The sequence below is a fragment of the Pandoraea pnomenusa genome (assembly GCF_040391475.1).
Taxonomy (GTDB): Bacteria; Pseudomonadota; Gammaproteobacteria; order Burkholderiales; family Burkholderiaceae; genus Pandoraea; species Pandoraea pnomenusa_C.
The window spans coordinates 14,114-27,236 of the sequence record NZ_JBEBXS010000011.1 but is presented as its reverse complement, the minus strand read 5'-3'; the positions used below and the strand labels follow the sequence as shown (position 1 = coordinate 27,236).

10 protein-coding genes are annotated in these 13,123 nt (G+C 64.8%); 3 read left to right on the top strand and 7 right to left on the bottom strand.

The features are described from left to right. Positions 1-85 precede the first annotated feature (85 nt). The 3 genes from ABWO90_RS13405 to ABWO90_RS13395 all read left to right on the top strand — a co-directional run bounded on the left by ABWO90_RS13405 (position 86) and on the right by ABWO90_RS13395 (position 3,704). Positions 86-424 (top strand): tRNA-binding protein, encoded by a 339-nt coding sequence (locus ABWO90_RS13405; protein WP_353191732.1) that lies wholly within the window; start codon positions 86-88, stop codon positions 422-424. A 214-nt stretch (positions 425-638) separates the two neighbouring features. Further along, complete coding sequence (locus tag ABWO90_RS13400; protein ID WP_353191731.1) at positions 639-2,291, top strand: phosphoethanolamine transferase; 1,653 nt, start codon at positions 639-641, stop codon at positions 2,289-2,291. A gap of 111 nt (positions 2,292-2,402) precedes the next feature. Next, a complete protein-coding gene (locus ABWO90_RS13395) occupies positions 2,403-3,704 on the top strand; it encodes an MFS transporter (RefSeq protein WP_353191730.1) in 1,302 nt (433 codons plus the stop codon). A gap of 205 nt (positions 3,705-3,909) precedes the next feature. On the opposite strand, the gene ABWO90_RS13390 is transcribed toward ABWO90_RS13395, so the two are convergent. The 7 genes from ABWO90_RS13390 to folC form a co-directional block, all read right to left on the bottom strand. Beyond that, entirely contained in the window at positions 3,910-5,343 is a 1,434-nt protein-coding gene (locus tag ABWO90_RS13390; RefSeq protein WP_353191729.1) for an NAD-dependent succinate-semialdehyde dehydrogenase, read from the bottom strand. A gap of 175 nt (positions 5,344-5,518) precedes the next feature. Then, on the bottom strand, positions 5,519-6,592 hold the full coding sequence (hisC, locus tag ABWO90_RS13385) for a histidinol-phosphate transaminase (protein ID WP_353191728.1): 1,074 nt from the start codon (positions 6,590-6,592) through the stop codon (positions 5,519-5,521). A 14-nt stretch (positions 6,593-6,606) separates the two neighbouring features. Beyond that, positions 6,607-7,797 carry an O-succinylhomoserine sulfhydrylase gene (locus ABWO90_RS13380; RefSeq protein ID WP_353191727.1) on the bottom strand — a complete coding sequence of 397 codons (1,191 nt, stop codon included), beginning with the start codon at positions 7,795-7,797 and terminating at the stop codon, positions 6,607-6,609. Positions 7,798-8,085: 288 nt separating this feature from the next. Beyond that, a complete protein-coding gene (purF, locus tag ABWO90_RS13375) occupies positions 8,086-9,609 on the bottom strand; it encodes an amidophosphoribosyltransferase (protein WP_353191726.1) in 1,524 nt (507 codons plus the stop codon). Positions 9,610-9,664: 55 nt separating this feature from the next. Beyond that, positions 9,665-10,606 (bottom strand): CvpA family protein, encoded by a 942-nt coding sequence (locus ABWO90_RS13370; RefSeq protein ID WP_353191725.1) that lies wholly within the window; start codon positions 10,604-10,606, stop codon positions 9,665-9,667. A 1-nt stretch (position 10,607) separates the two neighbouring features. Then, the gene (locus tag ABWO90_RS13365) at positions 10,608-11,579 is read right to left on the bottom strand and encodes an SPOR domain-containing protein (protein WP_353191724.1); all 972 of its coding nucleotides are present in this window, start codon (positions 11,577-11,579) and stop codon (positions 10,608-10,610) included. 114 nt (positions 11,580-11,693) lie between these two features. Continuing rightward, positions 11,694-12,992: a bifunctional tetrahydrofolate synthase/dihydrofolate synthase gene (gene folC / locus ABWO90_RS13360; RefSeq protein ID WP_353191723.1), complete on the bottom strand. Its 1,299-nt coding sequence runs from the start codon at positions 12,990-12,992 to the stop codon at positions 11,694-11,696. Positions 12,993-13,123: the final 131 nt, after the last annotated feature.

Below are 13,123 nucleotides of genomic sequence, written 5' to 3'. Positions count from 1 at the left end.
CCGCTGCCTGCCGTATTTCACAAGCCACGCAGGCGTGCCGCGCGCTAGGCTTGTGGATTCATTCGACAACTTCAGGAAGCAGAGCATGGCGGAAACCATCGAGTGGCAGGACTTCGAGAAGATCGAGCTGCGCGTGGGAACGATCGTCGCAGCACGCGTCAACGAGAAAGCCAGGAAGCCCGCGTACGTGCTGGAAGTCGATCTCGGCGAACTAGGCGTGAAGACGTCCAGCGCGCAGATCACCGTGCACTACACGCCGGAATCGCTCGTGGGGCGGCAGGTGCTGTGTGTGTGCAACTTCGCGCCCAAGCGAATCGCGGGCGTCGCGTCCGAAGTCCTCGTCACCGGGTTTGCAGACGCGAGCGGCGCCATCGTGCTGGCGGGCGTCGAACGCCCGGTGCCCAACGGCGCGCGTCTGCACTGACGCGCCGCGACCGGGACCGCCTTCGAAACGTTCGGAATACCGAATGGCGTTTGTCCCAAAAATTGAGCAGTGCGACACTAATCCCCCAATCCTCTGTCGAAGCGCGATGCCACCGCGCACCGCCGCGCGAGACTGGCAACGCCGCGCCGACATCGGCGCCGCAAGACTCGACAGACACGCATCGACGTGCCAGAGGCATTGAGGGGACACCGACTTGAAATCACTGCTGCACCGGCTCGGCCTTGCGTTGCTCGGGCTTGGGACTTTCTGGGCACTGGGCATGCTCAGCGCCAACGAATTCGGCAAAAGCGCCGCGCTGATGATCACGGCCCTGCCCGGCCTCGCGGGGCTTTGCCTCCTGCTGCGTGCTAGACCCGGCTGGTTGAGCGCCACGACGCTCGGGGTCATCGCCCTCTTCTTCCTCGACGCCGCCATCAAGGGCTTTCTGCGCGACTACTTCGGATTACGTCCGAATCATCTGCTGGTCTTGCAGGCGGTATTCAATACCAATCCGTCCGAGACGGGCGAGTTCTTCCTCCACAACTGGCGGGATATCGCCGGCGCCAGCGGCGCGTTCGCCGTCATCTTCGCCGGGGTCGTGGCGATGGAGCGCCGCCTGTCTCGCCGCGAAGCCGCACGCGGGCCGCAACCGATGCAACGCCGCAGCCAGATCGCCGTGGCGACCTTGCTCACCGGCTTTCTCGTGCTGCACCTGAATCCCACAATGGCCAAGGAGAACCCGCTGCTGTACTGGCCGTTGCGCTATCTCGACTACAAGGGACAACTCGCGTACGCCGACGAACTCCAGCGCAAGCTCGCCACGACGATGGCGCAGCGCGACGCGTGGCAAGTGCAGTACCACGGCCCCGAGCGCAAGACGGTCGTCTGGATCATTGGCGAGAGCCTGAACCGCAACAACATGTCGCTCTACGGTTACGCGCGCAATACCACGCCCATGCTCGGCACCCTGCGTGGCTATCTCACGGTGTTTCGAGACGTCGTGTCGTCCGAACCGGCGACGATGGCCTCGCTCATGAAAATGCTCACACCCGCGAGCCTCGACGATCCGCAGGCCTGGACACGTCATCCCGATCTCATGATGCTCGCCAGGGAAGCGGGCTATCGCACCTACTGGCTCTCGAATCAGGTGCCCAACGACGGCTGGCTGGGGCTCGTCGCCAATCGTGCCGACGAACGCGTGTTCATCAACAAGGGCTTCGGACGCGGCGAGAATAATTTCGATGGCGATCTGCTGCCGGCCTTCGACACCGCACTGGCAAGCGACGCCCCGCGCAAGCTGATCGTCGTGCATTTGCTCGGCGCGCACCCGACCTACGACATGCGCTATCCGGAGACCTTCGAGCGCTTCGACAATACCGACGACATCGTGATGCGCGATCTCGAAGCGCAAGGGCGCTCGCGCTGGGTGCGCCGTCTGCGCAACGAATACGACAATGCCGTCGCGTACCACGACTATGTCGTCGCGAATCTGGTCCGCAAGACGATGGCGCTCGACAAATCGTCTGACGCGAGCCTGCTGTACGCTTCGGATCACGCGCAGGAAGTCGGTCACACGCGCAACCACACGGGGCAGTCGGTGGCCGACACGTCGGGCTACGAGATCCCGATGCTGGCGTGGAAGCGCGAGAGCCTCGACCCGAGCACGCGCGCCGCGTTCGAATCCCGGCCGTACCAGACCGACCGCATCGAGCATACGATGCTTGGCCTGCTCGATATCGACTCGGCGTATTACGACGCGTCGCACGACGTGTTCAGCGACGCGTTCCGGCCTGCGACAAGGCGAATCAACGGCACCGCTTACCCGCCCGTGACATCGGACGGCGAACGCCCCGAGAACGCGGGCTGACGCGGATCACTGCCCCGTACCCTGCGCGAATTCAATCGCAAGAAACGGAGCGCCGGGGTTCGGCGAAGTGCCTAGACTCCTTTCGAGATCACCGATTCGAAGGGACTCCCGATGCCAGACGCCCGTCCGCCGTTCGCTTCCCCCATGCCGCAAGACGCTGCCCCCGAGACGTCGCAAGACGCGTCGTCGATGCATGCGCTCGTCACGTCGCTCTCACGCGCGAATCTCGCCGCGCAGTTCAGCGAGCAGATGACGTTGGCCGTCATCCCGATTGTCGCCGTGATCGCGCTGCGGGCGTCGGCCGAGCAGACGGCATCGCTGCAAGCCGCGACGACCCTGCCCTTCCTCCTGCTCTCGCTGCCTGCGGGCGTGCTTGCCGACCGCTATCGCCGCAAACCTCTGATGATCGCGACGGAACTGTTGCGCGCCGTAGCGTTGCTGATGCTCTTCGCCCTGTTCCAGATGCATTGGCTGACGCTCACGGCACTGGGTGCGCTGGGCTTCGCAATGGCGACAGGGACGGTCGTTTTCGGCGCGGCAGCACCATCGCTGGTGGCGACGCTGGTCGGCCCGGCCCACCTGCTCACTGCGAATCGGCGACTGGAAACCGCCCGCAGCATTGCGTTCACCGCTGGCCCGGCCATCGGCGGCGTGCTGGCAGGCGTGGCCTCCGGCCTGTTCGCCTTCGCGGCGGCCTTCGCGTTATCGCTGGGTAGCGCCTTCTGGCTGTCGCGGCTGCCGACGGAAGCGCCTCGCGCCGCGTCGAAACGGCGCTTTTTCCACGAACTCGGCGAGGGTGTACGCTTCATCGTGCACAACCGGTACCTGCGCGCCATCGTGGCGACGGCATTCGTCTTCAATACGTCGTGGTATTTGCTGCTGGCGATCTTTGCGTATTACGCGATCGATGCGCTGGCGTTCTCGCCGCAGGCCGTGGGTGCCGCACTGGGCGCTTACGGGTTCGGCATGGTCTGCGGTGCCATGGGCTATGCGCGCGTGGCGCAGCGGCTTCGGTTCGGACGCCAGGTGCTGCTCGGTCCGGTCTGCGCCGCCGTGGCAGCACTGCTGATGGCCGCAACAACGACACTCACCGGCGGTGGTCCGGCATACGTCGTTATCTTCGCGGCGTTCTTTCTGTTCGGCTTCGGGCCGATCGTGTGGACGATCTCGACGACGTCGCTGCGCCAGATCGTCACGCCCGGCGGCATGGTCGCTCGCGTATCCGCCGTCACGATGACGGCTACGTTCGGGGCGCGTCCATTAGGGGCATTCCTCGGGGCGTGGATCGCGTCGGCGTTCGGCGTGAAGGCCTGTCTCTTTGCCATGACGGCAGGCTTCGCGACGCAACTCGCCATCATCGCCCGGTCACGCGCCGCACGGCTGGCGTCGCTGGAAGCGGCGCGTGACGCGTGAGTTCGCTGCCGTACAACCGCCACGCAAAAAGACAACGGCCGGCATCCCCTCGCAGGGTGCCGGCCGTCTTCGCATCGCGCCAATCGTCACGTGAGCTTCAGTGAGCGTCAGTGAACGATCGCGACGCAACGCCAATGGATGTCGTGGTTCGCCGGCTTCGCGTACCGCGCGTCATGACGCACGACGCAACGAAGCCCGGCGTGCCTTAAACCTCCAGACGCGACACGAACTTCGGTTGCAGATAGGCTTCGAGCGCTTCCGGACCGCCCTCGGACCCGTAACCGCTGTCCTTCACGCCGCCGAACGGCACTTCCGGCAGCGCCAGACCCGAGTGGTTGATCGTGAGCATGCCGCTCTCGACGCGAGCGGCCAGGCGATGTGCCGTGCCTTGCGACGTCGTATAGGCATAGGCTGCCAGCCCGTACGGCAGACGGTTCGCCTCGGCAATCGCCTCGTCTTCCGTATCGAACGGATTGATGATCGCCACAGGACCGAACGGCTCTTCATGCATGATCTTCGCGCTCATCGGCACGTTGCACAGCACCGTCGGCGCATAGAAGTGCCCGCCTTCGGCCGCACGCTTGCCCCCCGTCTTGAGCTGGGCGCCATTGGCCACGGCATCGTCCACGATGGCGCTGATCGCGTCGAAACGCTTGCGATTGACCAGCGGGCCCATCGTCGTTTCCGGGTCCAGACCGTTGCCCACGCGCACGGCTTGAGCCGCCTTGACGAAGGCATCGACGAACTGATCGTACACGCCGCGTTGCACGAGGAAACGCGTCGGCGCGATACACACCTGACCGGCGTTACGGAACTTGCCCGCGGCCAGATTGCGCACGGCAGCGGCAATGTCGGCGTCGTTGAAGATCAGCACCGGAGCGTGGCCGCCGAGTTCCATCGTCGCGCGCTTCATGTGCAGACCGGCCATCGCAGCCAGCTGCTTGCCCACCGGCGTCGAACCGGTGAACGACACTTTGCGGATGGTCGGGTGCGGCACCAGATACGAGGAAATTTCGGCCGGCACACCGTACACGAGCTGAAGCACGCCATCGGGCAGGCCGGCGTCGGCGAACGCACGGATCAAGCCGGCCGGCGAGGCGGGCGTCTCTTCCGGCGCCTTGACGATCACCGAGCAGCCGGCAGCCAGCGCGGCGGACACCTTGCGCACGACCTGATTGACCGGGAAGTTCCACGGCGTAAAGGCGGCGACCGGGCCAACCGGCGACTGGATCACCATCTGATAGACGTTCGGCACACGCGCCGGGACGAGGCGGCCGTAGGCGCGTTTGCCTTCCTCGGCGAAGAATTCGATGATGTCGGCGGCCGACAGCAGTTCGCCCTTGGCCTCGCCGATGGGCTTGCCCTGCTCCATCGTCATTTGACGGGCAATGTCGCCCACGCGCTCGCGCAGCAGGCCGGCAGCCTTGCGCATGAGCTTGGCGCGCTCGAACGGCGCGATTTCGCGCCACTTGGCGAAGCCGACTTCGGCAGCGGCCAGGGCAGCGTCCAGATCCGGCTGCGTGGCGCGTGCCACCGTACCGATGGTCTCGCCCGTGGCGGGATTTTCGATCGGCAGCGTCAGGCCTTCCACGCCCGCCTTCCACTGCCCGTTGATAAACAGTTCTACGTTATGCGACATGCGACGTCTCCGATGACCGCTGGGGGAATTGGCAAGCATAACGCAGTCTGCGCAACTGCGTTGGCGATGAAAAATCATCACCTCATGCAACAAAAGCCTGACGTCATGGCGAGGCGCCGCAAGGGGGATCGATCTCGCGGGACGACGCCGGATCGACGTCATCCCGCCGGGCGGGTTACGCGGCTTGCAGCATCTCGCGCAGCGCGTCGGTGAGCGCCTGACACTCGCTTTCCGTGCCCACGGTGATGCGCAGGTACTGTGCGATACGCGCGTGCTTGAAGTGACGCACGATGATCGAGCGCTCGCGCAATGCCGCGGACAACTGTGCGGCGTCGTGCGACGGGTGACGCGCGAACACGAAATTCGCCGTCGACGGCAAGACGTCGAAACCGAGCGTCGTCAGACGTTCGACCAATGCCTCGCGGCTCGCGATCACGGCGTGACGCGTTTCGTCGAAATATGCCTCGTCCTCGATCGCCGCCACACCGGCCGCCTGAGCCAGACGGTCGAGCGGATACGAGTTGAAGCTGTTCTTCACGCGCTCCAGCGCTTCGATCAGGTCGGGGTGCCCGATGGCAAAACCCAGACGCAACCCCGCGAGCGAACGCGACTTCGAAAGCGTCTGCACGACCAGCAGATTCGGATACTTCGCGATCAGTCCCGCCGCGCTCTCGCCGCCGAAATCGATGTAGGCCTCGTCGATCACGACGACCGAATCCGGATTGCCCGCCAGCAATCGCTCGATCTCGCCCGACGCCAGCACGCGTCCGGTCGGCGCATTCGGATTCGGGAAGATGATGCCGCCGTTGGGCTTGAGGTAGTCGTCGACACGAATCTCGAACGTCTCGGTCAGCGGTACGTTCTCGAACGCCACGCCGTACAAGCCGCAGTACACCGGATAGAAGCTGTACGTGATGTCCGGATACAGGATCGGCTTGTCGTGCTTGAGCAGGCCCTGAAACACGTTGGCCAGCACTTCGTCGGAACCGTTGCCCACGTGCACGTTCGCCACCTCGAGACCGAAGCGTCGCGCAATGGCCTGCTTGAAGCGGCGTGCATCGGGATCGGGGTACAGCTTGAGCGCGTCGGCGTCGCTGCCGAGCGCTTCGCGAATCGCCGCGAGCACGCGCGGCGACGGACCGTACGGGTTCTCGTTGGTGTTGAGCTTGATGAGCCGCTGCATCTGCGGCTGCTCGCCCGGGACATAGGGCGTCAGCGCTGCCACGCCCTCACTCCAGAATCGACTCATGACTGCCGCCCCGCTCACTTCGCGAAACCGCGTGCCAGATCCGCCTGAATGTCGGCCGGCGACTCAAGCCCCACCGCCAGACGAATCAGCCCTTCGGTGATGCCCGCCGCAGCGCGCGCTTCCGGCGTGATGCGACCGTGCGTGGTGCTCGCCGGATGCGTGATCGTCGTACGCGTGTCGCCGAGGTTGCCGGTGATCGAGCACACCTTCGTGCTGTCGATCACGCGCCATGCGTTCTCACGCTGCTCGGCGGGCGTCGCGCCCTTCAGCTCGAAGGCCACGATGGCGCCGCCCGACTTCTGCTGACGCTGCGCAAGTTCGTACTGCGGGTGCGACGGCAGGCCCGGGTAATACACGCGGCCGACCTGCGGCTGTTGCTCCAGCCATTGGGCGATCGCCAGCGCATTGTCCGATTGCTTCTCGACACGCAGCGACAGCGTCTCCATGCCCTTGAGCAGCACCCAGGCGTTGAACGCCGAGAGGGTCGGGCCCGCGCTGCGCACGAACGGGAAGACCTTGCCCATGATGAATTCCTTCGTGCCGACAATCGCACCGCCCAGCACGCGCCCCTGTCCATCGAGGTATTTGGTGGCCGAGTGCACGACGACATCAGCGCCGTACTCGATCGGACGCTGCAGCGCAGGCGTACAGAAGCAGTTGTCGACGACGAACAGCGCGCCCGCTTCCTTCGCGATCTTGCCGATGGCGGTAATGTCGGCGATGTCCGTGAGCGGATTCGACGGCGTTTCCAGGAAGAACATCTTCGTGTTCGGACGAATCGCGGCGCGCCAGGCGTCGAGATCGGTCGGGTCGACGAAGGTCGTCTCGACACCGAAGCGATTGAAGATCGTGGAGAAGACGTTGAGCGTGGAGCCGAAGATGCTGCGCGAGCTCACAAGATGGTCGCCGGCCGAGAGGGCCGTCATCACGACGGAGACGATCGCGCTCATGCCCGAAGCGGTCGCCATGCAGGCTTCGCCGCCTTCGAGCGCCGCCAGACGGTCCTGGAACATCGACACGGTCGGGTTGGTGAAGCGCGAGTACGTGAAGCCTTCCTCCGAATGCGCAAAGCGCTCGGCCGCCTCGGCCGCGCTCTTGAATACGAAGCTCGAGGTCAGGTAAAGCGCCTCGGAATGCTCACCAAACTCGGAGCGCTGCGTGCCCGCGCGCACCGCCAGGGTATCGAAATCGAAGGAGTCCATCATGTGTCTCGTCATTGGTTCTGGCACGACCGCCGGCCAAAAAAAGAAAAGCCCGTTTCGCTGGTCAGCAAAACGGGCTCGAAATCCATCTGTCTAGGCCTCGCTTTAGCTGTTTCGGGGAAATTCCCCCACGTCCGCAAGCTGAAATCAAATCGACGTGAGATGCAGTGTAGCACGTTGCCGACGGCGCTGGTAATTCCCCGCCGCCCGGCGACGGGTTGCGCCGAGTGCCGGCCGCTTCCCGTGCTATGAGTTCCGGCAGGACGGTCAAGCCGCCCTGCCGCGACTGGCTCAGAGGCCAAGCTGGGCGCCGCGCGGCTCGGCATCGTCGCCCTCGCTGGCTTCCGCGACCGGGGCTTTGGGCGCCGCCTTGCGCTGCTGCTCCAGACGATTCAGGTATTCCACCGTGACATCGCCCGTTACGTAGTTACCGTCAAAGCACGAAGCGTCGAAATCGGTCAGTGCCGGATTGATGTCGCGCACCGCGGCCTTCATGTCCTCGACGTCCTGATAAATCAGTTCGTCCGCACCGATGATGCGTGCCACTTCCTCGTCGGTGCGATCGTGGGCGACCAGCTCGCTGCGCGTGGGCATGTCGATGCCGTACACGTTCGGGAACTTCACGGGCGGCGCGGCCGACGCGAAAATCACCTTGCGGGCACCGGCGTCGCGCGCCATCTGCACGATTTCCTGGCTGGTGGTGCCGCGCACGATCGAGTCGTCGACGATCAGCACGTTCTTGTCCTTGAACTCGACGCGCATGGCGTTGAGCTTCTGACGCACCGACTTCTTGCGCATCGCCTGGCCGGGCATGATGAAAGTACGGCCGACGTAGCGGTTCTTGAAGAAACCTTCGCGATAGTTCAGGCCCAGGCGCTTGGCCACCTGCATGGCCGCCGGACGGCTGGAGTCCGGAATCGGCATCACGACATCGATGTCCTTGTAGTCGATCTCGCGGCGGATCTTCTCGGCCAGGTAGTCGCCCATGCGCAGACGTGCGTCGTAGACGGGCACGCCGTCGAGCACGGAATCCGGACGCGCCAGATACACGAGCTCGAAAATGCAGGGGTGCATCGAAGCGCCTTCCGCGCATTCGCGCGACTCGAGATTGCCGTCGTTGCTGATGAAGACAGCCTCACCCGGCTTCACGTCGCGCACGAACGAGAAACCCATGCCTTCGAGCGCCACCGATTCCGATGCAATCATCCATTCCGTACCGTTCGGGCCTTCCGAGCTACCGATGCAGAGCGGGCGAATGCCGTGCGGGTCGCGGAACGCGAGCAGGCCGAAGCCGGAGATGATCGAGACGATTGCGTACGAGCCGCGCAGGCGGCCATGCACGTTGACGACGGCTTCGAACAGCGACTTGACGGTCAGGCCGTCGCGCGAGCTCTGCTCCAGTTCGTGCGCGAGCACGTTGAGCAGCACTTCGGAGTCGGAGGTCGTGTTGATGTGGCGGCGATCCACGCGGAACATCTCGTCCTTGAGCTGTTCCCAGTTGGTCAGGTTGCCGTTGTGGGCGAGCACGATGCCGTACGGGGCGTTCACGTAGAACGGCTGGGCTTGTGCTGCACTCGACGAACCTGCCGTCGGGTAACGCACCTGACCGATACCGACGGTGCCCGGCAAATCGCGCATGTTGCGCGTGCGGAACACGTCGCGCACCATGCCGTTGCCCTTGTGCATGTAGAAGGACTGGCCGTCCGTCGTCGCGATGCCGGCGGCGTCCTGGCCGCGGTGCTGCAGCAGCAGCAGGCTATCGTAGATGAACTGGTTGACCGGGGATTTGGAGACTACACCGACGATGCCACACATGGCATGAATCCTTCAAAAAACATCGAAATCTGCTTCAAACGGACAGTATTATCCGTCATTCGGAAACCTTCTGCAGGCCGGTCGATGGTGTGGACGATCCGCCCGTTCCACCACTGCGCATGCCCCATCCCTGCGAGGGATCGCCTGCGCCCTGCCCACCCGTCAGGCCATCGCCCATCAGGCCCGCAGCGCTGCGGCCCGCCACGGCGTTTGCCGTACCACCGACCACGGTCGTCGTTCCCCCCATGAGGTTCGACAGACGGCTCGACGTTACGCTGCGCACCGGCTCGATCGACTGGCTGGACTGCCCGCGCTGACCGTCTCCGTTGCGATAACCCTGGTTGTTGCCACCGTCCTGCGGTGCACCCGGCACCGTCGATTCACCCTGCCCACCCGGCGGCGTCAGGCCGCGATGGGGTTCCAACTGTGGCAAGGGAATCGGCGTACCCAGCGGATTGACGTTCGGCACAGCGGCTTCGGGCTTGCGCAGATAGTGCTGCACCGGCTCCGGCAGGTACGGCATGAGCCGTTCCATGCCCGCTTCGACCCACGGGCGGACCAGGGACTTCTGCCAGACCGGTTCCTGTGGCAACGCCGTTAACTTGGCGGCGACCATCAACAACATCAAGAGCAACACACCGCGAACGATGCCAAATAACATGCCCAGCCCGCGATCGGCCGGACGCAGCCCGATCATGTCGGTCATGCGGCCTACCAGCGCGCTGACGATACCGGCACCGAACACCACGGCGACCAGCACCAGCAGGAAGCCCAGTGCGCCCTGCGTCATCTCGCCGCCGGGCAGATCGGCGGGCAACCAGTGCGCCACCGACGGTCCGAATGCGCGTGCGACGAAGAACGCCACCACCCAGCCGACCAGATTGAACAGCTCACGCACCAGACCGCGCAGCATGCCGAGCAGCATCGAGCCGATCAGGATCGCGATGGCAGCGTAATCCACCACGGTCAGCAAACCGCCATGCACCGAATCGCCCAACTCAACCCGCCTCGGCGACCTGCGCCGTCAGGCCGGCGTCGCGAATCTTCTTGCCCGCCGCTTCCGCGCTGTTGCGATCGGGGAACGGGCCCGCGCGCAGCAGGTAAAGCTCACGCCCGTCGACCGAGCTCTTGACCATGTAGCTCGGCACATTCACGAGCTTGAGTTTGACGAGCCAGGCCTGCGCGCGATCCTGCGTCGAAAATGCCCCGATGCGCACGAGATACTTGCCGCCCGAGGCGGCCGGCTTCTGTGCGGTGTCGTGGTTGTCCGCCGGCTTGGCGGGCTTGGTCGTCGTGTTGTTCTGTGCGAACTGCGCGATCGGATCGGCCGCATTGTTGTTCGGCTGCGGCTTGGCCTGTGCCTTGGCGGTGTCGTGCGTATCAGGCTTGGCAGCAGGCTTCGCGTCGGCATGCTGTTCCGGCTTCTTCGCATCAGACTTGGCGTCGGCCTTGTGCGTATCGGGCTTCGCCTGGGCGACCTGCGGTTCCGGCACCGCGCTCGGTGCGGGCGCCGGCGTCACCGGTGCGACAGCTGCCGACGGCGGCACGCCGCTCGGCGCAGGCGCCGGCTTGGCCGTGCTGCCCGAGTTGGCGAGCGTGCTGCTGTCGACGGCCTCTTCGCCCTTGTCGAGCGACGCGTCGGACGGCGGCGTCGCCGCCTGCGGCTTCACGCGCACGGGCGGCGAGTTGGCGTCTTTCCCGGGAATCTGGATGGCGATGTCGTCGGCGGCCGGTTTGGGTTCGGGCGCGAGCACCATCGGCAAGATGATGACGGCAGCGAGCACCAGCGCCAGCGCACCGACCAGACGGCGGCGCGCGCGTTGCTTCTCAGGCAGCAGCGGGTCGAGTTGCTCGTGCTCGCTGTACTCCCCCCCTCCCGCCGTACGGGTGCCGGTGCGGCCGCTCTTGCGGCTACCGCGCTTCGGGGGAACGGCTTCGGCGTCTTTCTTGCGGAAGGAAAACAATCCCATAGGCCCTTGGCTCAGGTCGTAACTCGCGTCATTGGACTGATCATCGCGCATCTGGTGCGTCGCGCACATGACATTTCTCGTAAGCAAATGTCACGACACAGACACCTTCGCACGTCAGTGGCGTTGCAACTTGCGGTGCGTCATCACACCGGCCACGGTAAAGAACGATCCAAAAACCACGATTCTATCATTCTCGCCGCACTGCTCGAGCGCGGCGGCATAGGCTTTCTCAGGGGATTCGAAGGTTTCGACCGAATGATCGGCATCTTCGACGAACCCCACGGCACGCAACTTCTCTTCGAGCACCGCCGGACTCGCCGCGCGCTCGGTCGGCAGCGCGCACAGGCGCCAGTGATCGACCTTGTCGACGAGATGCCGCAGCACGCCCTCGATATCCTTGTCGGCCATCGCGCCGAACACGGCGTAGGTGTACGGAAAGAAGCCCATGCCGTCGAGGTTGTGGCCCAGTGCGGCGGCCGCGTGCGGATTGTGCGCCACGTCGAGCACCACGGCCGGACGCCCCGGCAGCACCTGAAAACGCCCCGGCAATTCGACCGACGCGAGCCCCAGACGAATGTCCTGCGCCGAGACCGGCAGCACGTCGCGCATCGATTCAAGCGCTGCGAGCGCCGCCGAGGCGTTGAGCAACTGGTTCGCGCCGCGCAGTGCCGGATAGGCGAGCGCGGGACGACGCATCTGGCGTCCGCCATAGCTCCATTGTTGCTTGTCGCCCTGGTAGTTGAAGTCACGCCCGAACAGCCACAGGTCGGCGCCGATGCGCTCGGCCTCGGCCAACAAGGTGGCCGGCGGCATCGGATCGCCGCAGATGGCCGGCTTTCCGGCGCGGAAGATGCCCGCCTTCTCGATGGCGATCGCCTCGCGCGTGTTGCCCAGATACTGCGCGTGATCGATGTCGATGCTGGTGATGACCGCGCAGTCGGCATCGACGATGTTCACGGCGTCCAGACGCCCGCCCAGCCCGACTTCGAGAATCACGGCGTCGAGCCCCGCGGTGGCGAACATGTGCATGATCGCTAGCGTGGTGAATTCGAAGTAAGTCAGCGAGACGGGTGTGTCGAAACTCGTGCGGGCCTTCTCGACGGCCTCGAAGTGCGGCAGCAGCGTGGCGTCGTCGACGATTTCGCCGTTCAGGCGCGCGCGCTCGTTGAACGTGATCAGGTGCGGCGACGTGTGGCAACCGACGCGATAACCGGCCGAGAGCAGAATCGCTTCGATGATGGCGCAGGTCGAGCCCTTGCCGTTGGTGCCGCCCACCGTGAAGACGGGGCACGGGAATTGCAGGCCGAGGGCTTCTTTCACACGGCCAATGCGCGTGAGGCCCATGTCGATGCCCACGGGGTGAGCGGTTTCGAGATGGGCGAGCCAGGCGTCGAGAGTGGAATATGTCGGCATGAATTTACAGGCAGAAAACAAAAACGCGGACGTCGTTAACGTCCGCGCTGCTTGCTGCGAAGTGATGCATTTCGGTGCCGCTGGCGCGGCACGGCGTGGCGTTGCGTCATTCTACGCCGTTGGGCCGCCCT

Bases quoted from the DNA above. Each gene is read 5' to 3' on its own strand.
- ABWO90_RS13405 (WP_353191732.1), top strand. From the start codon at position 86: ATGGCGGAAACCATCGAGTGGCAGGACTTCGAGAAGATCGAGCTGCGC.
- ABWO90_RS13390 (WP_353191729.1), bottom strand. From the start codon at position 5,343: ATGTCGCATAACGTAGAACTGTTTATCAACGGGCAGTGGAAGGCGGGC.
- hisC (WP_353191728.1), bottom strand. From the start codon at position 6,592: ATGAGTCGATTCTGGAGTGAGGGCGTGGCAGCGCTGACGCCCTATGTC.
- folC (WP_353191723.1), bottom strand. From the start codon at position 12,992: ATGCCGACATATTCCACTCTCGACGCCTGGCTCGCCCATCTCGAAACC.
- ABWO90_RS13365 (WP_353191724.1), bottom strand. From the start codon at position 11,579: ATGGGATTGTTTTCCTTCCGCAAGAAAGACGCCGAAGCCGTTCCCCCG.
- ABWO90_RS13380 (WP_353191727.1), bottom strand. From the start codon at position 7,797: ATGATGGACTCCTTCGATTTCGATACCCTGGCGGTGCGCGCGGGCACG.
- ABWO90_RS13395 (WP_353191730.1), top strand. From the start codon at position 2,403: ATGCCAGACGCCCGTCCGCCGTTCGCTTCCCCCATGCCGCAAGACGCT.
- purF (WP_353191726.1), bottom strand. From the start codon at position 9,609: ATGTGTGGCATCGTCGGTGTAGTCTCCAAATCCCCGGTCAACCAGTTC.